The sequence below is a fragment of the Phreatobacter aquiterrae genome, from assembly GCF_053471285.1.
The window spans coordinates 382431-406225 of sequence record NZ_JBJPHW010000002.1; the positions used below are offsets into that span (position 1 = coordinate 382431).

General features: G+C 68.9%; 23 protein-coding genes. 10 read left to right on the forward strand and 13 right to left on the reverse strand.

The genetic code is table 11. The features are described 5' to 3' along the window. Positions 1-2: 2 nt before the first annotated feature. The 3 genes from ACJ4V0_RS04360 to ACJ4V0_RS04370 are packed head-to-tail and all read right to left on the reverse strand — an operon-like array spanning position 3 to position 2852. Entirely contained in the window at positions 3-353 is a 351-nt protein-coding gene (locus ACJ4V0_RS04360) for a DUF1491 family protein (protein WP_448298332.1), read from the reverse strand. Continuing rightward, entirely contained in the window at positions 353-1078 is a 726-nt protein-coding gene (locus tag ACJ4V0_RS04365; RefSeq protein ID WP_448298333.1) for a peptidoglycan-binding domain-containing protein, read from the reverse strand. The genes ACJ4V0_RS04360 and ACJ4V0_RS04365 overlap by 1 nt, the downstream gene beginning before the upstream one ends. Further along, positions 1071-2852 (reverse strand): PAS domain-containing sensor histidine kinase, encoded by a 1782-nt coding sequence (locus ACJ4V0_RS04370; protein ID WP_448298334.1) that lies wholly within the window; start codon positions 2850-2852, stop codon positions 1071-1073. The genes ACJ4V0_RS04365 and ACJ4V0_RS04370 overlap by 8 nt, the downstream gene beginning before the upstream one ends. Positions 2853-3218: 366 nt before the next feature. On the opposite strand from ACJ4V0_RS04370, the gene ACJ4V0_RS04375 reads away from it, so the two are divergent. Both ACJ4V0_RS04375 and ACJ4V0_RS04380 read left to right on the forward strand, forming a co-directional pair. Beyond that, on the forward strand, positions 3219-3566 hold the full coding sequence (locus ACJ4V0_RS04375; protein WP_448298335.1) for a hypothetical protein: 348 nt from the start codon (positions 3219-3221) through the stop codon (positions 3564-3566). A 55-nt stretch (positions 3567-3621) separates the two neighbouring features. Continuing rightward, on the forward strand, positions 3622-4059 hold the full coding sequence (locus ACJ4V0_RS04380; RefSeq protein ID WP_448298336.1) for a SufE family protein: 438 nt from the start codon (positions 3622-3624) through the stop codon (positions 4057-4059). Here ACJ4V0_RS04380 and ACJ4V0_RS04385 read toward each other — a convergent pair whose 3' ends face one another. Next, positions 4060-4731: a haloacid dehalogenase type II gene (locus ACJ4V0_RS04385; RefSeq protein WP_448298337.1), complete on the reverse strand. Its 672-nt coding sequence runs from the start codon at positions 4729-4731 to the stop codon at positions 4060-4062. It lies immediately after the preceding gene. A gap of 158 nt (positions 4732-4889) precedes the next feature. Between ACJ4V0_RS04385 and ACJ4V0_RS04390 the strand changes: the two genes are divergently transcribed. Continuing rightward, positions 4890-5756 (forward strand): branched-chain amino acid aminotransferase, encoded by an 867-nt coding sequence (locus ACJ4V0_RS04390; RefSeq protein ID WP_448298338.1) that lies wholly within the window; start codon positions 4890-4892, stop codon positions 5754-5756. 63 nt (positions 5757-5819) lie between these two features. Here the strand turns inward: ACJ4V0_RS04390 and ACJ4V0_RS04395 are convergent, their stop codons facing one another. Beyond that, positions 5820-7607 carry a hypothetical protein gene (locus ACJ4V0_RS04395; RefSeq protein WP_448298339.1) on the reverse strand — a complete coding sequence of 596 codons (1788 nt, stop codon included), beginning with the start codon at positions 7605-7607 and terminating at the stop codon, positions 5820-5822. A 228-nt stretch (positions 7608-7835) separates the two neighbouring features. On the opposite strand from ACJ4V0_RS04395, the gene ACJ4V0_RS04400 reads away from it, so the two are divergent. Continuing rightward, a complete protein-coding gene (locus ACJ4V0_RS04400; RefSeq protein WP_448298340.1) occupies positions 7836-8435 on the forward strand; it encodes a superoxide dismutase in 600 nt (199 codons plus the stop codon). A gap of 311 nt (positions 8436-8746) precedes the next feature. Here ACJ4V0_RS04400 and ACJ4V0_RS04405 read toward each other — a convergent pair whose 3' ends face one another. Next, entirely contained in the window at positions 8747-9466 is a 720-nt protein-coding gene (locus ACJ4V0_RS04405; protein WP_448298341.1) for a DUF1194 domain-containing protein, read from the reverse strand. Between the two features lie 143 nt (positions 9467-9609). Here ACJ4V0_RS04405 and ACJ4V0_RS04410 point away from each other — a divergent pair, with 143 nt between their 5' ends. Beyond that, entirely contained in the window at positions 9610-10758 is a 1149-nt protein-coding gene (locus ACJ4V0_RS04410) for an MFS transporter (RefSeq protein WP_448298342.1), read from the forward strand. Here the strand turns inward: ACJ4V0_RS04410 and ACJ4V0_RS04415 are convergent. Next, positions 10752-12875 (reverse strand): S9 family peptidase, encoded by a 2124-nt coding sequence (locus ACJ4V0_RS04415; RefSeq protein ID WP_448298343.1) that lies wholly within the window; start codon positions 12873-12875, stop codon positions 10752-10754. The two genes, ACJ4V0_RS04410 and ACJ4V0_RS04415, sit on opposite strands and share 7 nt — an antisense overlap. A gap of 431 nt (positions 12876-13306) precedes the next feature. Between ACJ4V0_RS04415 and ACJ4V0_RS04420 the strand changes: the two genes are divergently transcribed. The 3 genes from ACJ4V0_RS04420 (at position 13307) to ACJ4V0_RS04430 (ending at position 15254) form a co-directional block, all read left to right on the forward strand. Then, entirely contained in the window at positions 13307-13747 is a 441-nt protein-coding gene (locus ACJ4V0_RS04420; protein WP_448298344.1) for a Ros/MucR family transcriptional regulator, read from the forward strand. A 542-nt stretch (positions 13748-14289) separates the two neighbouring features. Continuing rightward, positions 14290-14661, forward strand: a complete 372-nt coding sequence (locus ACJ4V0_RS04425; protein WP_448298345.1) for a helix-turn-helix domain-containing protein — start codon at positions 14290-14292, stop codon at positions 14659-14661. Next, positions 14658-15254 (forward strand): DUF6456 domain-containing protein, encoded by a 597-nt coding sequence (locus tag ACJ4V0_RS04430; protein WP_448298346.1) that lies wholly within the window; start codon positions 14658-14660, stop codon positions 15252-15254. Before ACJ4V0_RS04425 ends, ACJ4V0_RS04430 begins: the two co-directional genes overlap by 4 nt. Positions 15255-15259: 5 nt before the next feature. Here the strand turns inward: ACJ4V0_RS04430 and ACJ4V0_RS04435 are convergent, their stop codons facing one another. The 3 genes from ACJ4V0_RS04435 to ACJ4V0_RS04445 all read right to left on the reverse strand — a co-directional run bounded on the left by ACJ4V0_RS04435 (position 15260) and on the right by ACJ4V0_RS04445 (position 18847). Continuing rightward, on the reverse strand, positions 15260-16648 hold the full coding sequence (locus ACJ4V0_RS04435; RefSeq protein ID WP_448298347.1) for a dipeptidase: 1389 nt from the start codon (positions 16646-16648) through the stop codon (positions 15260-15262). A gap of 88 nt (positions 16649-16736) precedes the next feature. Further along, on the reverse strand, positions 16737-17213 hold the full coding sequence (locus ACJ4V0_RS04440) for a hypothetical protein (RefSeq protein ID WP_448298348.1): 477 nt from the start codon (positions 17211-17213) through the stop codon (positions 16737-16739). A gap of 104 nt (positions 17214-17317) precedes the next feature. Further along, on the reverse strand, positions 17318-18847 hold the full coding sequence (locus tag ACJ4V0_RS04445) for a helicase HerA-like domain-containing protein (RefSeq protein WP_448298349.1): 1530 nt from the start codon (positions 18845-18847) through the stop codon (positions 17318-17320). A gap of 171 nt (positions 18848-19018) precedes the next feature. On the opposite strand from ACJ4V0_RS04445, the gene ACJ4V0_RS04450 reads away from it, so the two are divergent. Next, the gene (locus ACJ4V0_RS04450) at positions 19019-19141 is read left to right on the forward strand and encodes a hypothetical protein (protein WP_448298350.1); all 123 of its coding nucleotides are present in this window, start codon (positions 19019-19021) and stop codon (positions 19139-19141) included. Positions 19142-19180: 39 nt separating this feature from the next. On the opposite strand, the gene ACJ4V0_RS04455 is transcribed toward ACJ4V0_RS04450, so the two are convergent. Both ACJ4V0_RS04455 and meaB read right to left on the reverse strand, forming a co-directional pair. Beyond that, complete coding sequence (locus ACJ4V0_RS04455) at positions 19181-20626, reverse strand: amidase family protein (RefSeq protein ID WP_448298470.1); 1446 nt, start codon at positions 20624-20626, stop codon at positions 19181-19183. A 116-nt stretch (positions 20627-20742) separates the two neighbouring features. Then, a complete protein-coding gene (gene meaB, locus ACJ4V0_RS04460) occupies positions 20743-21726 on the reverse strand; it encodes a methylmalonyl Co-A mutase-associated GTPase MeaB (protein ID WP_448298351.1) in 984 nt (327 codons plus the stop codon). Positions 21727-21920: 194 nt separating this feature from the next. Here meaB and ACJ4V0_RS04465 point away from each other — a divergent pair, with 194 nt between their 5' ends. Further along, positions 21921-23147: an alpha/beta hydrolase gene (locus ACJ4V0_RS04465; RefSeq protein ID WP_448298352.1), complete on the forward strand. Its 1227-nt coding sequence runs from the start codon at positions 21921-21923 to the stop codon at positions 23145-23147. Here ACJ4V0_RS04465 and ACJ4V0_RS04470 read toward each other — a convergent pair whose 3' ends face one another. Then, complete coding sequence (locus ACJ4V0_RS04470; protein ID WP_448298353.1) at positions 23148-23792, reverse strand: HAD hydrolase-like protein; 645 nt, start codon at positions 23790-23792, stop codon at positions 23148-23150. Positions 23793-23795: the final 3 nt, after the last annotated feature.

Sequence of the window (23795 nt, forward strand, 5' to 3'; positions counted from 1 at the left end):
GGCTAGACTTTCGCGATATCGAGGAAGCAGCGGCCGTCGCGATCGTCGACGTCGACGATCCACAGGTCCGGATCGTAGGACACCTCGCGCCCCAGCTTTTCCGTCACCCGCATCTCCTCGACGAAGACCTCCGGCCAGGCCGGCACGAAGAGCCGGTCAGCGGGACGCTCGTTGTCAAAGGCCGATTGCGGCGCCTGCAGGTAGAGCGCGACCAGCCGGTCGGCGGCGCGCGATACGGTCACGGCGATGGCGCCGGCTTCAGCGGCACCGCGGCGGCGCAGGGTGGCGAAGCCGCCCTCGAGGCCGACCCTGCGGATGAAGGCCGAGACCCAGAAGTCGGAGGTGACCCGCATCAGCGGCGCGCTTGGCCCGTATCGGCGGCGATGAGGTCGCCGATCGAGCGGTCGCGCGGGGCCTGCTGCGGCCGGGCGGCCGGCACGGCGCGCGGGTCGCGGGACAGGAGATCGGCGATGTTCTGCGGCCCCTGCGGCGCGCGGGCGGCGGGAGCCGGGGATGCCGGACGGGCGGCGGCCTGGGCCGGACCGCCGCGCTTCAGCCGCGCCAGCAGGGCCTCTGTGGCCTCGCCGGTCGGCGGAATACGGGAGTTGGTCTCGAACGTGCGGATGGCGGCCTCGGTCTTCGGGCCGGTCAGGCCGTCGATGGTGCCGTCATAGAGGCGGCGGCGCTGCAACTCGCGCTGCACGTCGGCGACGATATCCGAACGCGGCCGGCCGGCCGGCTGGGAGGCGGGCGAGGCGGCCGGGGTGACCTCGGTCTGGCGCGCCGTGATGCTCGCCGTCTGCTGCACGTCGGCGGGACGCGCCACGGGCACCGGGGCCGGCCGGATGACGGCGGTGGCGAACAGGGGGGCCGGATGCGGTCCGGACTGGCGCACCAGGGCGTTGGCGACGATGCCGGCGGCGATGAAGCCCATCAGCGCCAGCGCGACCCGGTCGCCGGGATGCTGCCCCATGATCCGGCGCCAGAGCGAGACGCGCGGCGCCGCGTCGTCCCTGTCATGCGCGGCGCGTCCACGGCGGGGACGCAGATCCTCGTCGTCATAGGTCGCGTCACGCAATTTTCCGTCCCTCCTGGATGGTGTCCGGCCGGAGCGCGGCGGGCGCCCGGGCGAGCGGCAGCGGCTCGACCACGCCGTGGCCCTCGCAGTCGATGGGCATGCGCAGGGTCACCCGCGTGCCGCGTCCGACCGCCGAGGTGACCTCGATGCGGCCGCCGTGCAGTTCGGCGAGGCCCTTCACCACCGACAGGCCGAGGCCGGTGCCGTCATAGGGCCGGTCGTAGCTGGAGCGGGCCTGGAAGAACGGGCTGCCGAGACGCGGCAGGTCCTTGGCCGCGATACCGATGCCGGTGTCGCTGACCGACAGCGACAGCCACGAGCCGTCGCGGCGCAGGCCGATCGTGACGGAGCCGCCCGGCTTGGTGAACTTGACCGCGTTGGAGACGAGGTTGAGCAGGATTTGCCGGTAGGCGCGCTTGTCGCCGACCACCTCGTCCACGCCGGACGCGGGTTCGGCGGTGAGCAGGACGCCGCCGGCCGAGGCCTTGAGCTCCATCATCTGCACGCACTGGGCGATCAGCGGCGGCAGGGCGAAGGGCTCGGGCGTGATCTCGAAATGGCCGCTCTCGATCTTCGACATGTCGAGGATCGAATTGACCAGGTTCAGCAGGTGCTCGCCGGAATCACGGATCAGGGTCGCGTATTCGTGGCGGCGCGCCTGGTCGAGGCGCATGTCCTCCTCGTGCATCAGCATTTCGGAGAAGCCGTTGATGGCGTTCAGCGGCGTGCGCAGCTCATGGCTGACATTGGCGAGGAAGCGGCCGCGCGCCTCGTTGGCGCGGTCGGCCTCATCGCGGGCCGCCTCGACGGCGGCCTCGTGGATCTTGCGCTCGGAGACGTCGCGCAGCACCGAGACGACCTGCTGGTTCTCGCCCGGCAAGGTCAGCGGCCGGGTGCGCATCTCGACCCAGATGAAACGTGGCTCGCCGCCCTCGCCGGTCTCGCGGCGCAGGCGGAACTCGGCGGCGGCCTCGATCCGGCGCGAGGAGGCGATCGACAGGGCGCTCAGATAGACCGGCCGGTCGGCGACATGGACGCGGTCGAACAGGCCCTGGCCGTGCAGGCCGTAGGACGGCGCGCCGACGACGCGCTCGGCGGCCGGAGAGGCGAAGACCACGGCTCCGTTGGGACCATGGCAGGTGATGAGGTCGGTCATGTTCTCGGCCAGCAGCCGATAGCGCTGTTCGCCGACCGAATGGATCTCCTCGCCGGCGCGGCTCACCATGACCGCCGAGAGGGCAAGGCCCAGCGCGTAGATCACGGCGGTTGCGACCGAGATGAAGGAGGCAAGGCCCAGCATCCCGACCTCGAGGCCGGCGGCGGGCAGCCAGCCGGCCTGGTGCGCCACGGCGATCAGCGCCACGGCGGAAACGACCATCGCGCCGGCGGCGGTCACGACGCGGCGCGATCCCGACAGGACGGCTTCCGCCGGGACCAGGGCGAACCAGATGACGGCGAATGAGGTCAGCCCGCCGGAGAGGAAGGCGATGAGGCCGACGATTCCGGTGAGGGCCGCCGCCGACAACAGATGCGCCTGCTCATAGGCGCCGGTGCGCGACAGATAGAAGGCGATGGCGATGGGCAGGACCAGCCAGCCGAACGCGATGGCCTCGACCGGGCCGGGAACGCCGAGAAAAGCCAGATAGAGCGGCAGCGCCGAGAGCGCGATCAGGCCCGGCACGAGGCGGGTGGCGATGAAGGCCCTGTGGCGGGTGAAGACGACGGGATCCACCGTCGCGGCCGGATGCACCAGGCCGTCGAGATAGGACCTCACCGAACCGATCAACGCGCTTTCACGCAACGCACTCACCCCGACACGCGGCATCCGCCGTTCTCAATGCCGAAACGATCGCACCGCCGCGTGAAGGAAACGCTAAGTCGGCAGAGGGCAGCGGGGGCAAAACCGGCGACACCGCCGTTTTGCGCGCCATGGTGAAGAAAGCCTTGCCGCCGCCAGCCCGGACCGGCCGGTGCGATTTGCATAAACCTTAACCGGAATTGAGACCGGTTTCCGGCGGATTCACCTTGTCCGCCAAGGCCCTGTTCATGGGTCGCGGACATGATTGCGGCAACCGGAGCGGTGCCCTCGAGGCGACAACGACCGCCCGGATACAGGGCTCCAACGACCGGAAACGGCGTCATGTCATTCCTCCTCAAGGCCGCCTTCTGGCTCGGCCTCGTCTTCTACGTGTTGCCGCCTTCGGCCCCCGCGCCGCAGACGGCGTCCAGCGACCTGCCGACCGGCGGCCAGGTGGCGAGCGCGGTGATCCGCGGCGCCGCGCAACTGTGCCGCGACCATGCGGAGACCTGCGCCCGCGGCGTCGGCATGGTCACGGATACGGCCCAGCGCGAACTGATCGGCACCGCCGCTCCGACCGCACAGGACACGCTGACCCCGGCGGACCTGCAGGTGCCGTTCGGCGGCGTCCAGGCCCCGGCCGGCAATGCGCCGCTCAGGGCGCCGATGCCGCCGCGCCGGCCGGCCTGAGGCCGCGAAGCCCGAGGGCTTTGTTTCAGGGTCGGACCGGACTATATCCGGCCGCATGACCAGCCTCACCGTGCCCTCGATCGACGAGATCAAAGACGCCTTCGCCCTGATCGACGACTGGGAGGAGCGCTACCGCTATCTCATCGAGATCGGCAAGCAGATGCCGGCCCTGAAGCCGGAGGAGCGCAATGAGGAGAACCGCGTGCGGGGCTGCGCCAGCAATGTCTGGCTGGTGACCCATGTCGACCATCCCGGCGCCGATGCGGTGCTGCGCTACGAGGGCGAGAGCGACGCCCATATCGTCAAGGGGCTCGTCGCCCTGACGATGGCCTATTATTCCGGCCGCCCGGCGAAGGAGATCGTCGGCGACGACGCCTTCGACCTGTTCCGCTCCTTCGGCCTCGAGCAGCATCTCACCCAGCAGCGCTCCAACGGCGTGCGCTCGATGATCGACCGCATCCGCCGCGACGCCCAGCGGGCCATGGCCGCCTGATCAGCCGGCGAGCGTCGGCGCGAGCCCGGAGAGGTCGGCAAGCGTCGCTACGGGATCGGCCCCGGGATATTCGTTCGGCATGGCGGTGCGGTTGATCCACACCGGCACGAAGCCGAAGGCGGCCGCGCCCGCGACGTCCCATCGGTTCGACGAGACGAAGACGATCTCGCCGGGCTGGCCGACGCCGACGCTGCCCATGGCATGATGATAGACGGCGGGAACCGGCTTGTAGGCGCCGACACCTTCCACCGTAACGACATGGTCGATCAGGGCGCCGATGCCGGCCGCGGCGATGGCCGCATCCACCATCTCCCGGGTGCCGTTGGTGAAGATCGCGGTGGCCTTGCCGGCGGCCTTCAGCCGACCGAGGGCGGGGGCGACGTCGGGATAGGCGTCGAGGGTGCGATAGGCGTCGAGCAGTTGCGCCCTGAGCGCAGCATCGGCAATGCCGTGGCGGGCGAGGGCGAAGTCGAGGCCGCGCCCGGTCAGGGTCCAGAAGTCCTCGAAGCCGCCCATCAATGTGGTGATCCACGAATATTCGAGCTGCTTGGACCGCCACAGCTGCGAGACGGGCTCGGCGAGCGGCCCGAGCGGCGCGCCCGCCCGTTGCACGGCGGAATGGACGTCGAACAGCGTTCCGTAGGCATCGAACATGAAGGTATTGGCCGGCATGGCGTCCTCCCCGATTGCGACGAGCTTCGGGCCACAAGCGCGCCGCAGCAAGCCCGCCTCATCCATCGACTTCCTGCGCGGCTGGGATCACCACAATTCATGGTGACGCCGCCGCCGGGCGGGATAGATTTCCGCTCCCGCGCAAGGAGAGAAGAAACATGACCACGTGGTCGAAAACCCGCACCTATGTCGACGGTGACTGGCTCGAGGGCAATCCGCCGCTGACCGGCCCACGCAGCCACGCGTTCTGGCTCGGCTCCTCCGTCTTCGACGGCGCGCGCGTCTTCGACGGGCTGATGCCCGACATGGACATGCACGCGGCGCGGGTGAACCGCTCGGCCGTGGCGCTGGGGCTCAAGGCCACCATGGCGGCCGAGGACATCGTCGGGCTCGCCCGCGACGGCGCCCGCAAATTCGACGGCAAGACGCCGCTCTACGTGAAGCCGATGTACTGGGCCGAGACCGACGGTCCGAACGCCATCCTGCCCGATCCGGACTCGACGCGCTTCTGCCTGTGCATCTACGAGGCGCCGATGGGCGCGCCCACCGGCATGTCGATCACCCTGTCCAAGTTCCGCCGCCCGACCATCGAGAACGCCCCGACCGATTCCAAGGCCGGCTGCCTCTATCCCAACAACGGCCGGGCGCTGCGCGAGGCGAAATCCCGCGGCTTCGACAACTGCCTGGTGATGGACATGGTCGGAAACGTCGCCGAGACCGCGACGTCGAACATCTTCATGGTCAAGGACGGCGTGGTCTATACGCCGATCCCGAACGGCACCTTCCTGAACGGCATCACCCGCCAGCGCACCGTCGCCCTGCTCAAGCAGGCCGGTGTGACGGTGGTCGAGCAGAGCCTGCGCTATTCCGACTTCGAGGCGGCCGACGAGATCTTCACCTCCGGCAACTATTCCAAGGTGATGCCGGTGACGAAGATCGACGACCGGGCCCTGCAGCCGGGGCCGATCGGCCGCAAGGCGCGCGATCTCTACTTCGCCTATGCGGCGGAAGGTCTGCGGGTCTGAGGCCGGGCAAAGCGTCGAAGGGTAGGCCCGGCGGTGCGCCGGGCCGCCCGTCAATGGCCGACCTCAGCCGCCGACGTGGGCGCGGAAGTCCCTGAGCGAGGCGAACTGGGTGGTTCCCTCGGGAAGATCCGCCTCGATCGTTCCGTCGCCGTAGAGCCGGAACGGAATGGTGGCGATGACGCCCTCGCGCAGCAGCGGCGGCTTCGGCGTTGAGGGCGGCGGCGCGGGCTCGGCGAAGGCGGGGGCGGCGAAGGTAGGCTCCTGGCGGCCACCGGGTCTTGCGACCGGCTCGAAGATGTCCTTCAGGTCGTCAATGAGCGAGCCGGCGGGATCGGCGGCGGGCTTCTTCGGGCTCAGGATGTCGTTGAGCTCGGGGAAGTCGCGGGCGAGGGCCGCCATCGGATCATCGCGCCTGTCCGGCTCCCTGTCCGCGACCGGCTCCGGGGCATAGGCGGGCGCTTTCAGCGGCTCGGGCGGGAGCGGCCGCAGGAAAGGCGCCGGCTCCGCCGGTTTCGGCGGCTCGACATAGACCGGCTTCACCGGATCCGGCTGCGGCGCCTCGAGCGAGGCCTTCAGCGCACGCTCCAGTTCCTCCTCGATGGACATCGGCGGCGCTGGCTCGGCGGCGGGCGGCTCGGGCCGGAACCCCGCCTTCGGCATTTCAGCGGGGAAGTCGGGTAGCGGCGCAGGGGGAGCGACCGGCCGTGAGATGGTCTCGCGCAGGCGCGCCATGAAGTCGTCGGTGTCGAGACCCGGCGGCGTGGCCACGGGCTCCGACGTCGCGGTCTTCACCATCTCGGGTGCTGAGGGCTCGGGCTCAAGCGGTTCGGCGTCGGTGAACTTCAGCTCAAGCTCCTCTGAACTGACGTGCTCGCGCTCCAGCGGCTCGGGCTCGGCCGGGGCGCGGGCATCGCCTTCCGATGCGCCAAGCAGCAGTCGCTCCAGCGAGGCGAGGTGATCGACCGGTCCGTCGCCGCCATCATCGCCAGCTTGCTCCTGCGACGCAGCGAGATCGACCTCGGCGGCCCTGACCTCGTCCTTCAGGTCCTCGACCGCATGGTCGAGTTCGGGCGATGCGTGCATGGCCTTGAAGTCCTCGGGGGCCGCGTCCTTGGCATCTCCGAAGATGTCCTCGGCGCGCTCCACGTCCTTCTCGCGCTCCCGGTCCTTGTCGCGTTCGGCGTCCTTCTCTCGCTCGGCTTCCGGCGTGACGATGGCGGGCATGACAGGTGTCACGGCCGGCGGCTCGAGGGCAGCAACGGGCTCGACCGGGGGAGCGCGGTCGGCCGTCTTGTCCGCCGACAGCGCCGGCGCCGCCGCGGCGGCGAAAGTGCCGGCGGCAAGACCCGCGACGGCGGCACCCGCAGCGACAGGCGCCTGCGTCGCCAGCGGCGGCAGGCCGAAGGAGCGCCGGGTCGGCGGCACCGCAGCAGCGGGTTCCGGGGCCTGGGTGGGCAGCGGAGCCAGCACCGGCTCGGGCGCAGGACGCAGATCCGGCTCGACCAGGGGAGCGGCGATCGGCGCGTGCGGCCCGGAGTGCATTGGTTCGGCGTGAAGCGTTCCGGCGCCAAAGGGTTCGCCATGAAGAGGTTCAGCCACGGCCGCCGGCGCCGGGACATCGGTCGGCCCGACCGCCATGCCCTGGAGGCCGTCGAGCTTGGCGCCGAGAACCTGCAACTGCCCCAGAACGGCGGCGAGGCCGAAGAGGACGATTCCGCCGGCGCCGATGACAGAGCCGACGATCATCACCGTATTGCCGAGGCTGAGCAGCGAGGGGCTGGTGCCCCAGTAGAGCGTCGCCGCTCCGATCGCAGTCAGCACGGCGGCCACCACCTTCAGAATGAGGGCCATGGTTCGTCCTTTCACCCCGCGCGGACGTATCGTCCGCTCCCGGCACCCGTTGAGCCGCCAAAAAACGACCTATCCAAGGCGAGCCGTCAGATTCCCGCAACTACACCACGCCATGGCATTCGGGCAATTGCCGCGAAGGAACGGTGGGCCTATGTGAGGGTTGTTGGTTCGTATCAGACCGTCCGCCCACGATCATGGCGCGGCCGGCCCCCATCAGGAGACGGTGTCATGGCCTTCACACTCGACGATCTTCCCTACGCCTACGATGCGCTGCAGCCCTATATGTCGAAGGAAACGCTCGAGTATCACCACGACAAGCACCATCAGGCCTATGTCACCAACGGCAACAACCTGATCAAGGGCACCGAGTTCGAAGGCAAGAGCCTCGAGGACGTCGTGAAGGGCTCCTACGGCAAGAATGCGGGCATCTTCAACAACGCCGGCCAGCACTACAATCACATCCACTTCTGGAAGTGGATGAAGCCGAATGGCGGCGGCAAGATCCCGGGCGGCCTGGAGAAGGCGCTGGTCGACGGCTTCGGCTCGGTCGACAAGGCCAAGGAGGACTTCATCCAGGGCGGCATCACGCAGTTCGGCTCGGGCTGGACCTGGCTCGCCGTGCAGAACGGCAAGGTCGTCGTGATGAAGACGCCGAACGGCGAGAGCCCGCTGGTGCATGGCGCGGCGCCGATCCTCGGCTGCGACGTGTGGGAGCATTCCTACTACATCGACTACCGCAACCGCCGTCCCGACTACCTCAAGGCCTTCGTCGAGCACATGGTCAACTGGGACTACGTCGACGAGATGTTCCAGAAGGCGACCGCCTGAGGCTCTCGGCCCCGCTGATTTCAAGAAAACCCCGGCCTCGCGCCGGGGTTTTGCATTTTTGCCGACGCGTGCAGCCGGCGCTGCCTCTGCGATGCGCGCGACGGCAGCGCCTCCACCTCTCTCCGGCGGGGAGAGGTCGCCGAGAGCAGCGAGGCGGGCGAGAGGGAGAGTGTTTGCCGGCAGGGGCTTGTCCCCCTCTCCCGGCTGCTGGCGCAGCCGACCTCTCCCCGCCGGGGAGAGGTGAAGCGGAGCCAGTTGCTCGAACCGGCGTGTCAACGACCGGCCTCCCCGCTACGAGGCCCGGCCCCCCCTCACGCAATCTCCGTCACGATCTTCCGCCTGACCGCGTCGGCAAACGACCGGTTCTCGTCCGCTACCTCGACGAAGGCGCCGGGGCCGCCGATGACCGCCTCGCGGTAATAGTCCGACAGCGGCTGGCCGATGCGGGCCGGCACGCTCCCGCCGGGCCTGATGATCGCCAGGGCGTTGACGGTGATGCCCTTGGCGACGGCGTCATCGCGGGCCGCCTCCACGGCGCGTCCGCCGATGTTCGGCCCATCACCCGAGACGTCGATGACGCGTTTCAGGCCGCGATAGGGGCCGGTTTCCATCAGGTTCACGCAGAAATCGATGGCGGCGGAGATGGAATTGTAGCCTCGTGCCGCGCGCGGGCGGACCAGCAGTTCGGCCGCAAAGGCCTTCGCACTCGCCTCGTCACGGATCAGCGTCCAGTCGACGATGACATGCTGCGAGGTCGGGCCGCCCCATTCGGTGTAGATGACGGCGATGGCGCCGTTGATCCCCTTCGCGATGACCGAGAGCACCTCGGGGGAGACGAGCGCCTGGCCATAGCCTTCGCGCTGGAGACGCAGTTCATCGTTGTCGATGGAGCCGGAACCGTCGGCGGCGAGGGCGAGCAGGACGTCCACCGGCACCGGACGCTGCGCCCCGGCAAGGCGCGGCGCCGCAGCCGCCGCCGCAAGCCCGAGGGCGAGGCGTCTCGACACCTCCCGGTCACGACCTGACGCCATGCTGCCCTCCCGTTTGCCCATGCCATGTTCCAGCGCGGCAGCGGCTATGACCATCCACATCATCGTGAGCGGCGGCGGCTTCGTATAGGGTCGCCTCCCGCGACGCCGCTCCCCCGCTTCCGCCTGCCCAGTCACGAGGCCCGATGGCTCTGCTCGTCCTTCTCTCCATCGGCATGCTCATCGTCGGCTTCGGCGCTTTCGGCGTGATCGGCGTCATCACGCCGATATCCCGCGATCTTGCCCTCTCCCCGGTCGGCGCAGGCTGGATCATCAGCGCCTATGCCTTCGCCTATGCCATCGGCTCGCCGATCGGAGCCTCGATCACCGGGCGCCTCGACCGCCGCACGGTCCTGGTCATCGGCATGGGCATGATCGCAGCCGGCGCCCTGCTCACCGCGACCGCCACCAACCCTCCGGTGCTCTATGCCGGCCGCATCGTGCTCGCCTTCGGCGCGGGCCTCTATTCGCCGGCCGCCGCCGGGGTGGCCATGATGGCCGTGCCGCACGCCCAGCGGGGCCGTGCGCTGGCCGCCGTCTATGCCGGCCTCACCGTCTCGCAGGTCATCGGCATTCCGGCGGCGAGCACGATCGGCTTCACGATCGGCTGGCCCTGGCTGTTCATCGGCATCGCCGCCGTCGCGGTGGTCATGGCCGGAGCGCTGTGGCTGCGGGTTCCGGCGAACATCGCCATCGCGCCGGCAACCCTCGGGGATCTCGCCCGCGCCATGACCGATCCAAGGCTGGCGCTGGCCGTGCTGGTGACGGTGACGGTGATGGGAGCGGCCTGGATCCCCTACACCTTCCTCTCGCCGATCATCGAGGAGAAGACCGGCGGAGGCCCCGGCATCGTCGCCACCCTGCTGATCGTCTATGGCGTCGGCTCGGTCGCCGGCAACGCGCTCGGCGGCTTCCTGGTCGACCGCATCGGCGCCAACCGGACGCTGCTGATCTCGGCGGCCGGCCCCCTGCCCTTCATGGCGGCGCTGACCTTCATCGCCTGGGAGCCCTGGCTCGGCGGCGTCATCCTGTTCCTCTGGGGCATGCTCGGCTGGACCATCGGCGTGTCGCAGCAGGCGCGCCTCGTCTCGCTCGACCCGGCGCGCCTTCAGGTTCTCTTGTCGCTCAATGCCGCCTGCATCTATGGCGGCGCGGCGCTGGGCGCGAGCCTCGCCGGGATCGCCAAGAGCCTCGGCGGCACGCCCGGCCTCGGCATTGCAGCGGTCGGGCTCGGCCTGGTCGGCCTCGCCCATCTCGCGCTGTCGCTGAAGCTCGGCGGCCGCCGGGACTACTGAACCGGCGTCTGCGACGCGCCCGTCACCGCCACGGCGAAGGCGTAGGAGCGCGCGACCTCGGCGAGACGGTCGAAGCGTCCGGCCGCACCGCCATGGCCGGCGTCCATGTTGGTCACCAGCAGGACGGGGTTGCCATCGGTCCTGGTGGCGCGCAGCCGCGCCACCCATTTCGCCGGTTCCCAATAGGTGACGCGCGGGTCGGAGACCCCGGCCAGCGCCAGGATCGGCGGATAGTCCTGCGCCGCGACGTTGTCATAGGGTGAATAGGCGCGCATGCGCCGGAATGCCTCCGGATCGGCGATGGGGTTGCCCCATTCGAGCCATTCCGGCGGTGTCAGCGGCAGGGTGTCGTCGAGCATGGTGTTGACCACGTCGACGAAGGGAACCTCCGCCAGGATGCCGGCGAAGAGGTCCGGGCGCATGTTGGCGACCGCCCCCATCAGCATGCCGCCGGCCGAGCCGCCCTGCGCGACGATCCGGCCCTTCGCCGTGAGACCCTCCGCAATCAGGTGCTCGGCGCAGGCGATGAAGTCGGAGAAGGTGTTCGCCTTGTGCTCGCGCTTGCCGTTCCGGTACCAGCGGTAGCCCTTCTCCATGCCGCCGCGCACATGGGCGATGGCATAGACGAAGCCGCGGTCGACCAGCGACAGCCGCGCCGTGGAGAACGAGGCCGGCATGGATGCGCCGTAGGAGCCGTAGCCGTAGAGCAGGACCGGGGCGGTGCCGTCGAGCGGCGTGCCCTTGGCGTAGACCAGCGACACGGGGACTGTCTCGCCGTCGGCTGCCGGTGCCAGCAGGCGCCGCGTCACGTAGTCCGCGGCATCGTGGCCGGACGGGACCTCCTGGCGCTTGCGCAGCACGCGGCTGCGCGCGCGCATGTCGTAGTCCCAGGTCTCGTTCGGCGTCGTCATCGAGGAATAGACGAAGCGCAGCGTGTCGGTGTCGAACTCGTAGCCGGACAGCACGCCGAGCGAATAGGCCTCCTCGTCGAAGGCGATGGCGTGCTCCTCACCGCTGGTCAGGTTGCGGATGACGATGCGCGGCAGGGCGTTCTCGCGTTCGAGACGCACCAGCCAGTCGCGGAACACGCTGGCGGAGAGGACGAGGATGCCGGGCCGGTGCGGCACCACCTCCGTCCAGGTCTCGCGGCGGGGATCGGCGAGCGGGGCGGAGACGATGCGGTAGTCCTCCGCGTAGTCATTGGTGCGGATGAACAGCGTCTTCGCGCCGAGATAGTCCGGGTGGTAGTCGGGATAGGACTTCACCTCGCCGGCGCGTGGCAGGACGAGGCGCGGGGCCGCCTGCACATCGTCGAGGTCGAGAACCCAGGTCTCAGTGGAATCGCTCTGCGAACAGGAAATGATCGCGAGCCCGCCGGCGGTGGTCTCGCCCATGCCGACGAAGACGGAGGTGTCCTTCTCCTCGAAGACCAGCGCGTCACCGGCGGTGTCGGTGCCGATCGCGTGACGGAAGATGCGGAGCGGACGATGGTTCTCGTCGAGCCTGATGTAGTAGAGCGTCGAGGCATCGCTGGTCCACACGGCCTCGCCGCCCGTCTCGCCGATGATGTCGCCGAGGTCCGCGCCGCTCGTCAGGTCGCGCACCTTCAGCGTGAAGTACTCGGAGCCCTTGTCGTCGAAGCTCCAGGCGAGGCGCTGGTGGTCCGGGCTGTGGGCGGCGCCGCCGAGATCGAAGAAGGCCTTGCCCTCGGCGAGCGCGTCGCCGTCGAGCATGATCTGTTCGCCGCCCTCCTCACCGCGCGGACGGCGGCAGACGATCGGGTGCTGGCCGCCCTCGCGATAGCGGTCGTAGTAGTCCCAAGCGCCGTCCGGCGCGGGGACGGAGGAATCGTCCTCCTTGATGCGCCCGCGCATCTCGCGGACCATGGCCTCGATCAGCGGCTTCACCGGCGTCAGCACCGCCTCCGCATAGGCGTTTTCCGCCGTCAGATGCGCCTTGATGTCGGCGGGAAGAACCGCCGGGTCGCGCAGCGCCTCCTGCCAGTTGCCAGCCCTCAGCCAAGCGTAGTCGTCGCGCAAGACGGCGCCATGAACGGTTCTTTCGGTCGGGTGCCGGGCGGCGGTGGGGGCCGGGGCGGCAAGGGGATGGAGAATCATCAGGCTTCCGTAGGGCAAGGTGCGGCTCGGGATGCGACCGGAACGACCGTACCGGTCTGTTTCAGTATTGGCATGGATCATGGAGACAGGGCGATGCCTGCGGTCGGCAATTCTGTGTATCGCTGCGCGGGACAGTGCGACGGTGCTCGCCAGCTTACCCAAGAACGTCAGGTTGCATTCTTGCTCGCGCTTCTCGCATTCCGACATGCGATTGTGAAAATGGCCTACGGGAAACCAACGGATACGTCCACTACTGTCCTTTTTTTACTTACGAACAGCACCGACGGCCTTGCAAGACAAGCTGAACCGCAGTATCTGCCTTTCATTGACACTCTCTTGAGTCGCTTTACCCCAGCGTGATCGACCAAGGGCCCTGTCATTTCAGCAATCGAGCACAACGCTCCCATTCGCGACGCATGACTGAACGTCGCATGTCGAAGGATTCCATCACCATGGCCGACTCGTCGACTGCCAACAACTTTATCGAGCTCGCCGCCGATATCGTTTCGGCGTATGTGAGCAACAATTCTGTCTCCGCAGCCGACCTTCCGGGCCTCATCGGCAGCGTTCACAACGCTCTTATCAATGTGACCTCCGGCAAGATCGAGGTTCCCGCCGAGCCGCCGAAGCCGGTGATCCCGATCAAGAAGTCGATCACGCCCGACTACATCATCTGCCTGGAAGACGGGAAGAAGTTCAAGTCGCTGAAGCGCCACCTGCGCACCCAGTACAATCTGTCTCCGGAAGACTATCGCGAGAAGTGGGGCCTGCCGGCCGACTACCCGATGGTCGCGCCGAACTATGCGGCTGCCCGCTCGCAGCTCGCCAAGCAGATGGGCCTCGGCCAGCAGCGCCGCCGCAAGGGCCGCTGATCGCCGCTCCAGGCTTTCGCCAAGCGCCGTCCGGTCCGCCGGGCGGCGCTTTTTTGTGCGTGCCGGCCGCCCCGAGGAAGGCCACGGCCCCGATCAGCGCCGCGTGACGGCCGAGATCGTAGCCGGCCGGATCGCCCGACCGTTTCGACCGCTCGGCGCGCAGCTCGCCTTCCAGCCGGCGTTGCAGGGCGCGGCGGTCCGCCCGGCGCCCGAACAGGGCCTCTCCGGCCAGCAGCCGCCGGCCGAGGGTCTCCGTGGCCGCCACGGTCTCGCTGCGCCAGCTGCGGATGCGGCAGCGCGATTGCTCCACTCGTTTCATCGTCACCTCCCGGCGTCTGGCCGGAAGGATCGCGCATCGACGATGCATGGGGACAACTTATCAGTGTATTTTACATCTCACAGGTTGTCTCTCGTGGACAACATGCTGATGAATCACGTCATTTCTGATCTGGCAGCAGTCGACGTGCCCACAGAGGAATAAAAACTTATCACCATTGGTCGCGATCCGAATGAGGATTATTGTCCTTTAATCGGAGGTTCCCATGGTGATGCGTTCTTGCCAGACCTGTTCCGCCTCGCCCCGCTCCGCACGGGATGCCGGCATCGATGTCGCCACCGCCCTCGCCGCCTGGGTCTCCGGGGTCGACCCGGCCGCGCTGTTCTGCGGCACCCGCGGCGAAGCCCATGTCGCAGCGGCCCGGCAACTGGCCATCTATCTCGCCCATGTCGCCCTCGGCCACGACCTGTCCAGGCTGTCGTCGGCGTTCGGACGCGACAGGGCGACGGTGCGCCACGCGCTGCGACGGATCGAGGACTGGCGCGACGATCCGGGCTTCGACCGGCGCCTGTCCCAGTTGGAAGCGATCCTGATGCCGCTGCGCGGGGCCGCCCTGGCGAAGGGAGCCGGACGATGAGCCGCCGCACGACGTACGACACCCCGTCCCCGGACGACGACCGGTTCCGCCGGGCGCACCAGTTGCGCCAGACCATCGACACGCCGGAGGGGCCGGTGGAGATCAATCTGGCGGAGAGCCCGCTGCGCTGGCTCGCCAGTCGGAAGGATGCCGCCGGACGGCCGTTCCTGTCGCCGGGCGAGATCGCCGCGGGGGAGCGCTTCCGCCGCGACTTCACCCTGGCCGGCCTGTCGCCGCAACTCGGCGCCGCCTGGGCCGCGCCCGTCTCCGGTGGCCGCGCAGGCGAGGCCCTGGACTATGCCGACGTCGTCATCGCGGCGCGGCAACGCCTCGACCGCGCCATCGTCGCCGTGGGGCCGGAGTTCAGTTCCCTGCTTCTCGACGTCTGCGGCTTCCTGAAGGGGCTGGAAGAGGCCGAGCGCGACCGGGGCTGGCCCGTCCGCACCGCCAGGATCGTGCTGAAGCTCGCCCTGGCGGCGCTGGCGCGCAGCTATGGCCTCGCCGACGAGGCGTGCGGACCCGGCCGCTCACGCGGCATCCGCGCCTGGAGAGCGGACGGCCGCGAGGAGACACCTCCGCCCCGGCCGGACTGAGGACGTCAATCGGCGATAGCGTCGAGGATGCGAACCCAGGAGCGAATGCCCTTGTGGAAGCTCTTCAGGTCGTACTTCTCGTTGGGCGAGTGGACGCGGTCGTCCTCGAGGCCGAAGCCGACGAGAAGCGAATCGAGGCCGAGATCGTCCTTGAAGGCGCCAACGATGGGGATGGACCCGCCGGAGCCGATGGTCACGGCCTTGCGGTTCCATTCCGCCGTCAGCGCCTCGCGCGCCTTGGCGAGCACCGGCATGTCCCACGGCAGCGCCAGGGCCGGGCTGCCGCGCGAGCCGAAGAACTCGGCCGTGCAGTCGTCCGGCAGCATGGACCGGACATGGGCGCGGAAGGCGTCCCGGACCTTTACCGGGTCCTGCTTGCCGACGAGGCGCATCGTCACCTTGGCCCAGGCTTCCGACGGGATGACCGTCTTGCCGCCCTCCCCCGTGTAGCCGCCCCAGATGCCGTTGATGTCGCAGGTGGGGCGCGAGGAGATCATCTCGATGAGCAGCCGACCCTTCTCGCCGATCGGATGCTTGAGGCCGATAGCCCCCAGATAATCCTCGGCCGTCAGGTTGAGGGCCTTCCAGTCCGCGAGGATGTCGGCGGGGAGGTCCTCGACGCCGTCGTAGAAGCCGGGGATGGTGATGCGGCCGTCAGTGCCGTGAATCGAGGCGATGACCTTCGACAGCATATGGATGGGATTGGCGGCGGCACCGCCATACATGCCGGAATGCAGGTCGCGGTTGGCGGCCACGACCTTGAATTCGTCGGAAACGATGCCGCGCAGCGAGGTGGTGATGGCCGGCGTGTTCGCATCCCACATCCCGGTGTCGCAGACGAGGGCGACATCGGCGGCAAGGTCCGCCTTGTTGGCCTTCACGAAGTCGAAGAGGTGCTTCGAGCCGCTCTCCTCCTCGCCCTCGATCAGCATGGTCACGCCAACGGGCAGCGATCCTGTCACCGCCTTCCAGGCGCGGCAGGCCTCGACGAAGGTCATCACCTGACCCTTGTCGTCGCAGGCGCCGCGCGCGACGATCCGCTTCGACCCGTCCGGCGCGGTGGCGATGCGCGGCTCGAAGGGCGGGGTCTCCCACAGGTCCAGGGGATCGACCGGCTGCACGTCGTAGTGGCCGTAGAACAGCGCGTGCGGCCCCGCGCCGCCGGCGCTCTTCGCCACCACCGCCGGATGGCCGCCGGTGGCGCGCGCCGAGGCCTCGAAGCCAAGGCTCGTCAGGTCTGCCACCAGCCAGTCGGCGGCCGCGGCGCAGTCCCTGGCGAAGGCGCTGTCGGTGGAGATCGATGGAATCCGCAGGAGCTGGAAGAGGCGGTCGAGGCTCTGGTCGAGCCCGGAATCGACGGCGGCGAGAACCTTGTCGACGGGTCGCGTTGTCATGGTGTCACGGGTCCGGTTGCGGCAGGCGGGAAAGGGAGGCCGGGACGCTAGCAAGCCCGCCCCGGATTGCAACGACCGGCGGCGCGGATCAGCTCTTCACGACGACGGCTTCCGGCGCATCCATCTGATCCGTGGCATCGCGGGCGCGGCCGAGGCGGCGGACCCGCTGCATCAAGGCGCCGACGCGGCGATATATGAGCCGCGGGGCGCTGTCGGCGCCCATGACCGCCGCATAGCCACAGGCCAGCGCCGACCGCTTGAGGGTGCGGGACATGCTCTCGGCAAGCAGGAGACAGGGGATGCCGGCCCTGATCGCGGCGGCGGGCGGCGGCAGCAGGCCTGCCGGCGATACATCCACGAGGGCTGGCTGCCGCGCCGTGGCGGCAATCACCACCACGTCCACCTTGCCGCCCTCGATATGGACGCTGAGCTCGGTGGCATTCGACAGGCCGACCGCGTGAACCATGCCGAGGCTCTGCAGGCGCTCGGCCGCCGTCCCGGCATCGACCCCGTCCAGACGCAGCACGACAACCCGCGCCGTGCGTATCCGCTTCACCCCAGCCATCTGCCCATTCCCGAACATGCACCGGGATGAGCCGAATAGCGTCGCCCTGTTAGAGAGCCTCTACGAATTTAGCTTCAATTGATGCGATCGCGTCGATTTCGGCCTCACCGACGGCCGAGCCCCCCCAGCACGCCGCGCATGATGGCCCGCCCGATCTGCGTGCCGACACTGCGCGCAAGAGAACCGGACGCGTTCTTGATGATGACCTCGGTGGTCGACATGGGCGGCCGGCCACGACCCTTCGGAGCCGGTGCGGAGCTGCCGCCGAGGATGGAGCCGAGCAGGCCTCCGAGCCCGCCGGTCCCGGCCTGCTGCGCCTGTTCGGCCTGTTCGGCCTCCCGCAGCTTCTGCTGCGCGCGCTTCTGCAGGATCTCGTAGGCCGATTCCGAATCGATGGTCTCGTCATAATTGCCGCGGAACGGGCTCTTCGCGAGGATCTGGCGGCGCTCCTGCTCGGACACCGGGCCGATCCGCGCGAAGGGCGGACAGATGAGCGTCCGCTCGACGATGGAGGGCACGCCGTTGCCCTCGAGCGTCGAGACCAGCGCCTCGCCCTTGCCGAGCTGGGTGATCACCTCCTCGGTGTTCAGCTTCGGGTTCTGGCGGAACGTCGTGGCCGCGGCCTTCACCGCCCGCTGGTCGCGCGGGGTGAAGGCGCGCAGCGCGTGCTGGACGCGGTTGCCGAGCTGGGCGAGGACCGTCTCAGGCACGTCGAGGGGGTTCTGCGTGACGAAATAGACGCCGACTCCCTTCGAGCGGATCAGGCGGACGACCTGCTCGATCTTCTCGATGAGCGCCTTCGGCGCGTCCTTGAACAGGAGATGGGCCTCGTCAAAGAAGAAGACCAGCTTGGGCCGGTCGAGATCGCCAACCTCGGGGAGTTCCTCGAACAGCTCCGACAGCAGCCAGAGCAGGAAGGTGGAATAGAGCTTGGGGCTTTCCATCAACTTGTCGGCGGCCAGCAGGTTGATGGTGCCGCGGCCGTCCTTGTCGGTGCGCATCAGATCCTTCAGGGCCAGCGCCGGTTCGCCGAAGAAATGCGAGCCGCCCTGCTTCTCCAGGGTCAGCAACTGGCGCTGGATGGTGCCGACGCTTGCAGCGGAGACGTTGCCGTAGGCGGCGCGCAGCTCGTTCTGCAACTCCTTGTTCGAGCCGAGCTCCTGCAGCACGGCGCGCAGGTCCTTCAGATCGAGCAGCGCAAGGCCGTTCTGGTCGGCATAGTGGAACAGGATGTTGATGACGCCTTCCTGGATCTCGTTGAGGTCCATCAGGCGGGACAGCAGAAGCGGCCCCATCTCCGCGACGGTGGCGCGGATCGGATGGCCCTGCTCGCCGAAGAGGTCCCAGAACACGACAGGGAAGGAATCGGCGTGCCATTCCAGCCCGACGGTCTTGGCGCGCTCAAGGATGAAGGGCTTTTCCTCGCCCATGGCGGCGACGCCGGAAAGGTCGCCCTTGATGTCGGCGGCGAAGACGGGAACGCCGGCGTTGGAGAAGCCTTCGGCAAGGACCTGCAGCGACACCGTCTTGCCGGTGCCGGTGGCGCCGGTGATCAGGCCATGGCGGTTGCCGAACTTCAGCGCCAGCCATTCCTGCTTGGTGCTCTTGCCGATGAGGAGGGCGTCGTCGGCCATGATCTGATCCTGGGGCTGACCGGGAAAGGTCGTCCGTTCTAGCAATGCCCTGCCGTCAACGCCAAGCGGCTTGCGCGCGAAAGCCGGCGGGACATCTGCTCTTGACGTGAATCAACGCCACCGGCCCCGGCAATCGGCTCAATGCAGCCCCTAAAGTCCGGGAGGGGACATATGACCGAGACCATGTTTCTGGGGCTGGTTCTGGTGGTGTTCGTCGGGTTCGGCTCGGTGCTCGCCTGGGTCGACTATACCGGCAAGGATTCGAGCCCGCCGATTTCCGGCCCGCAGAAGTGAGGCAGGCGGCGGAGGCCGGCCCGGCCCCCGCGCCCCACCTCATCCGCGCGCCCAGAGCTGCTGGACGACCGTGCCCGCCTTCTTCTCGATCGCCGCGGCGGCATCGAGACAGACATCCTCGCGATAGCGCGAGGTGATGATCTGCACGCCGATCGGCTTGCCGTCGACGAGGCCGACAGGGACGACGGCCGCCGGCAGTCCGAGCACGTTGATCGCCGACATGAAGCGCAGGTCGTTCCAGAACAGGTCGTGGCCACGCTCCGGCCCTTCGAGGTCGGCGTTGTAAGAGGGCGTCTGCTGCACCGACAGCGGCGTCAGGATGACCGGATACTCCTCGAGGAACAGCAGCCAGTTGCGCAGCACGCGCGACCGCCGGGCGATCGCCTTCATGTAGCCCTCGCGGTCGAGGATCGTGCTGGCGCTCTTCATGGCCTCGATGGCGGTGATGAAGTCGGGGCTGCCGTGCTGGCGCATGGTCGCCTCCTGCAGCACCGCCAGCTCGGTGAAGATCAGGTCGGACCAGAGCTTCCAGGTGCCGTCGAGATCGGGCAGTTCGACCTCGTTCACGTCATAGCCGGCATCGGCCAGATGGTCGGCCGCCGTGCGGACGAGCGAGATCACCTTGGTATCGGTCTTCATGTCCGACGGGATTTTCGCGAAGGCGACCTTGATCGGCCCCTTGAGCTTCGGCCCCTTCAGGGGCGCGGGCACCCACCAGGGGTCGCGGGGGTCGCGCTGGGCCATGACCTCGAGACCGAGGCGGACATCGGCCACCGACCGGGCGATCGGCCCCTGCGAGGACATGAACTGCGCCATCAGCGGGCGCTCGTCGCCGTTGAGCTGCGTCGGGTTGAAGGCGGGGATCCGCCCCTGCGTAGGCTTGATGGTGGCGACGCCGTTGCAGAAGGCCGGCCAGCGCAGCGAGCCTCCGATGTCGTTGCCGTGGGCGATGGCGCCGATACCGGCCGCAATCGACGAGCCGGCGCCGCCCGAGGAGCCGCCGCAGGTGATGGCCGCATCCCAGGGATTGAGGGTGAGGCCATGCAGGGGGTTGTCGGTGAAGCCGCGCATGGAAAATTCGGGCGTGTTGGTGAGGCCGACAATGACCGCGCCGGCCTTGCGCAGGTTGGCGGTGACCGCCGAATCGTCAGGCGCAATATTGTCCTTGAAGGCGACGACGCCGTTGGAATTGGCCTGGCCCTTCACGTCGAGATTGATCTTGATGGTGACCGGCACGCCGTGCAGTGGCCCGACCGCATCGCCCCTAGCGAGCGCCTTGTCGGCGGCCTTCGCGGCCTTGATCGCGTCCTTCGACAGGTCGACGACGACGGCGTTGAGCTTCGGATTGACCGCCTTCATGCGATCGATGTTCGCCTTGACCACCTCCTCCGACGAGACCTTGCCGGACTTGATCGCCTTGGCGGTCTCGACCGCCCCCCACTGCCAGATCGGTGCCTTGGCCACTGTCGCTGTTCCCCTGCTGATGACGGGCGGATGGTGCGCGGGGAACGTCGCGAGGGGAAGTGCCGCCGACGGGCGCGGGTCATGCGCGTGGCGGGGAGTGGCAAAGGGGCGATACTGCGGACGCCTGCTCTGCGACCTCAGAGCCCCAGCACCCCGGCGATCTCCTCCACCGCCACCATGGGCGCGAGGCGGCCGGCCGCGACGTCGGCCTCCAGCGCGGGAAGGCGCGCCTTCAGCACGGGATCGCGCTTCAGCCGCTCGGCGACGCGCTCCTGCAGCATGGTCCACATCCACTTGACGCCCTGGGCGCGGCGTTTGGCGGCAAAATCGCCGGCAGCCTCGGTCTTTGTCCGGAACGCCACGATCTGATCCCAGAGCGCGTCCAGCCCGATGTTCGCAAGGCCCGAGATCATCAGCACCGGCGGCGACCAGACCTGCGACTTCGGCGCCATGATGTGCAGCGCGGCGCGATATTCCGCCGCCGCCGCCCTGGCGCGCGTCGCGCCGTCGCCATCCGCCTTGTTCACGGCGATGATGTCGGCCAGCTCCAGGATGCCCTTCTTGATGCCCTGCAACTCGTCGCCGGCGCCCGGCAGCATCAGCACGAGGAAGAGGTCCGTCATGTCGGCGACCGCCGTCTCCGACTGGCCGACGCCAACCGTCTCAACGAGGATCACGTCGAAGCCCGCCGCCTCACAGAGCAGCATGGTCTCGCGCGTCTTGGCGGCGACGCCTCCCAGCGTGCCCGAGGACGGCGAGGGCCGCACATAGGCGCGGTCGTCGTTGACGAGGCGCGCCATACGGGTCTTGTCGCCGAGGATCGAGCCGCCGGTGCGCGAGGACGAGGGGTCCACCGCCAGAACCGCGACGCGGTGGCCGGCCGCCGTCAGGTTGGAGCCGAAGGTGTCGATGGTGGTCGACTTTCCCGCACCGGGAACGCCGGTGATGCCGATGCGGATGGCGCGGCCGGTGTCGGGAAGGAGAATCTGGACGAGTTGCCGGGCCAGCGCCTGATGGTCGGGCTTCGTCGATTCGACCAGAGTGATCGCCCGGGCCAGCACGGCCCGGTCGCCGGAACGGATGGCCTCGGCCAACTGGGCGGGATCGGGAAGGGCGCGCATGGCGGCGTGGTATCAAAGCCACGCCCGCGAGGCGAGCGATTCGATGCCGCCTCGCGCCTCCCTCCCGCCCCATTGCGGCCACGCGCCATGGTTACGCGGCAGGACAGACGAGCCGCCCTGCGGCGCGATCTTCACCCTTCAGCCACCTCCGGGCGTCCATCTGGATCGACCCCCATCCCGCGCAGCCTTTGCTCATGTCCCGGCCGTCGACTGCCCCCGTCGCCGCACCCTTCGCCGCCCTTCGCCTGGCCGTTCTGGCCGCAACAGCGCTGGCGCTTGGCGGCTGCTTCGGCACGACCGGGTTGACAGGCATCACCGGCTCGCTCGGCGGCCTGACCGCCCCTGCCGCTACGCCGACCACGACGCCGGTCTTCGTCGCCTCGACGCGTCCCGCCTTCCGCGGCGACAGTCTGGGCGCCCCCTCGGCAGAGCGCGCCCGCTTCTATCGCCAGATCGTCTCCATGCCGCCGGGCCGGGCCACCGGCACCATTCCGCGGCCGCAGATCACTCCTGAGAACCCGCGCCGGCACGCCATGCTCGCCGACCGCGCGGCGGTCACGCCCGACGCCTTCCGTCAGCAGGTCGCGGAGGCCGTCGCGTCGAAGCCCCACGACCAGCGCGACGTGCTGGTCTATGTCCACGGCTTCAACACCGACTACGACGAGGCCGCCTTCCGTATCGTCCAGGTGGCGGCGGACGGTGGCTTCCGCGGCACGCACGTGCTCTTCACCTGGCCGAGCTACCGCCGCGTCCTCGCCTATGGCGGCGACCGCGAGGTGGCGACCGCCTCACGCGACGCGCTCGACAGGCTCCTGACCGATCTCGGCCGCACGCCGGGCGTCGGCCGCATCCACATCCTCGCCCATTCCATGGGGGCCTTCCTGACCATGGAGGCGCTGCGGCAGGCCTCCATCGCCGGCAACGGCGAGCTCGGCGGCCGCCTCGGCGAAGTGATCCTCGCGGCGCCCGACCTCGACGTCGAGGTGTTCCGCCAGCAGATGGCGCGCATCTCGCGGCCCTCGCGCATCTCGCTCTTCGTGCAGTCCGACGACAGGGCGCTGGCCGCCTCCTCCACCGTCGCCTGGGACCGCCAGCGGCTCGGCGCCCTCGACGTGCGCAATGCCGAGCACCGGCGCATCATCTCCGGCCTCGGCGTGCGCGTCTTCACGATGAGCGCCACGGGGTGGACCGACCTTGTGCGCCACGGCACCTTCGCCGAGGCCCCCGAGATCGTCCGCCTGATCGGTGGCAAGATCAGCCAGCCGCCGGTGATCGAGGATTCGCTGCCGCAGGTGGCCGAGGCGCCGCCCCTGCCCTCTGAACTGCGCCCGCCGCAGGAGCAGGCGCCGATGGCCGGCCAGCCGGAAACCGCACGGGCGGTGACGACTGAAAGCCTCGAGCCGCCGCCGGCAAGGCCCTGATCAGACCGGAACCCTCGCCCCGAGCAGAATATCCGCCAGCATCGGCGCGTCGGCGGCGAAGGCATCGGGATGGGCCGCCTGCAAGGCGTCTGCCGTGGCAAAGCCCCAGCCGGCCGCCACCGAGGCGACGCCGACCTGCCGGGCCGCCTCGATATCCCTGACCTCGTCGCCCACGGCCATCGCGGCGCTGGGGGGAACGCCGAGGCGCTTGAGCACCCGGCGGAAGCGCGCCGCCTTGCCGAATAGCGACGCGCCGGCGCCGAATGCGGCGACATGGACGGACGCCGGGCCCAGCACGCGCCGGATGTTCTCTTCCGTGTTGGAACTGACGATGGCGATGGCGGTCCCCGCCGCCGTCAGCTGGGCGAACAGGTTCTCCACCCAGGGAAAGCGCGGAATGTGGTCGATATCGCGGTTCGCGAGCTGGCGCAGATGCGCAACGATGAGCGGCATCTTCCACAAGGGCACGCCGAGCTCGCCGATGATCTCGCGGCTGGAGAGCGAGCGAAGCCTCTCCCGCTCGTGGAAGCCTGTTTCGCGGAAGCCGAACTTGCGGGCGACCTGATTCAGCGTGGCGGCGAACCAGGCTTCGCTGTCGGCGAGCGTTCCGTCGAAATCGAAAATAACGAGACGAATTGGCTGCATCCG

Coding starts and splice junctions, on each gene's coding strand:
- ACJ4V0_RS04405 (WP_448298341.1), bottom strand. CDS start 9,466: ATGGCGTCAGGTCGTGACCGGGAGGTGTCGAGACGCCTCGCCCTCGGG.
- meaB (WP_448298351.1), bottom strand. CDS start 21,726: ATGCGCGCCCTTCCCGATCCCGCCCAGTTGGCCGAGGCCATCCGTTCC.
- ACJ4V0_RS04395 (WP_448298339.1), bottom strand. CDS start 7,607: ATGGCCCTCATTCTGAAGGTGGTGGCCGCCGTGCTGACTGCGATCGGA.
- ACJ4V0_RS04470 (WP_448298353.1), bottom strand. CDS start 23,792: ATGCAGCCAATTCGTCTCGTTATTTTCGATTTCGACGGAACGCTCGCC.
- ACJ4V0_RS04385 (WP_448298337.1), bottom strand. CDS start 4,731: ATGCCGGCCAATACCTTCATGTTCGATGCCTACGGAACGCTGTTCGAC.
- ACJ4V0_RS04440 (WP_448298348.1), bottom strand. CDS start 17,213: ATGGCTGGGGTGAAGCGGATACGCACGGCGCGGGTTGTCGTGCTGCGT.
- ACJ4V0_RS04445 (WP_448298349.1), bottom strand. CDS start 18,847: ATGGCCGACGACGCCCTCCTCATCGGCAAGAGCACCAAGCAGGAATGG.
- ACJ4V0_RS04420 (WP_448298344.1), top strand. CDS start 13,307: ATGTCGAAGGATTCCATCACCATGGCCGACTCGTCGACTGCCAACAAC.
- ACJ4V0_RS04425 (WP_448298345.1), top strand. CDS start 14,290: ATGGTGATGCGTTCTTGCCAGACCTGTTCCGCCTCGCCCCGCTCCGCA.
- ACJ4V0_RS04430 (WP_448298346.1), top strand. CDS start 14,658: ATGAGCCGCCGCACGACGTACGACACCCCGTCCCCGGACGACGACCGG.
- ACJ4V0_RS04415 (WP_448298343.1), bottom strand. CDS start 12,875: ATGATTCTCCATCCCCTTGCCGCCCCGGCCCCCACCGCCGCCCGGCAC.
- ACJ4V0_RS04360 (WP_448298332.1), bottom strand. CDS start 353: ATGCGGGTCACCTCCGACTTCTGGGTCTCGGCCTTCATCCGCAGGGTC.
- ACJ4V0_RS04410 (WP_448298342.1), top strand. CDS start 9,610: ATGGCTCTGCTCGTCCTTCTCTCCATCGGCATGCTCATCGTCGGCTTC.
- ACJ4V0_RS04450 (WP_448298350.1), top strand. CDS start 19,019: ATGACCGAGACCATGTTTCTGGGGCTGGTTCTGGTGGTGTTCGTCGGG.
- ACJ4V0_RS04400 (WP_448298340.1), top strand. CDS start 7,836: ATGGCCTTCACACTCGACGATCTTCCCTACGCCTACGATGCGCTGCAG.
- ACJ4V0_RS04375 (WP_448298335.1), top strand. CDS start 3,219: ATGTCATTCCTCCTCAAGGCCGCCTTCTGGCTCGGCCTCGTCTTCTAC.
- ACJ4V0_RS04435 (WP_448298347.1), bottom strand. CDS start 16,648: ATGACAACGCGACCCGTCGACAAGGTTCTCGCCGCCGTCGATTCCGGG.
- ACJ4V0_RS04390 (WP_448298338.1), top strand. CDS start 4,890: ATGACCACGTGGTCGAAAACCCGCACCTATGTCGACGGTGACTGGCTC.
- ACJ4V0_RS04380 (WP_448298336.1), top strand. CDS start 3,622: ATGACCAGCCTCACCGTGCCCTCGATCGACGAGATCAAAGACGCCTTC.
- ACJ4V0_RS04465 (WP_448298352.1), top strand. CDS start 21,921: ATGTCCCGGCCGTCGACTGCCCCCGTCGCCGCACCCTTCGCCGCCCTT.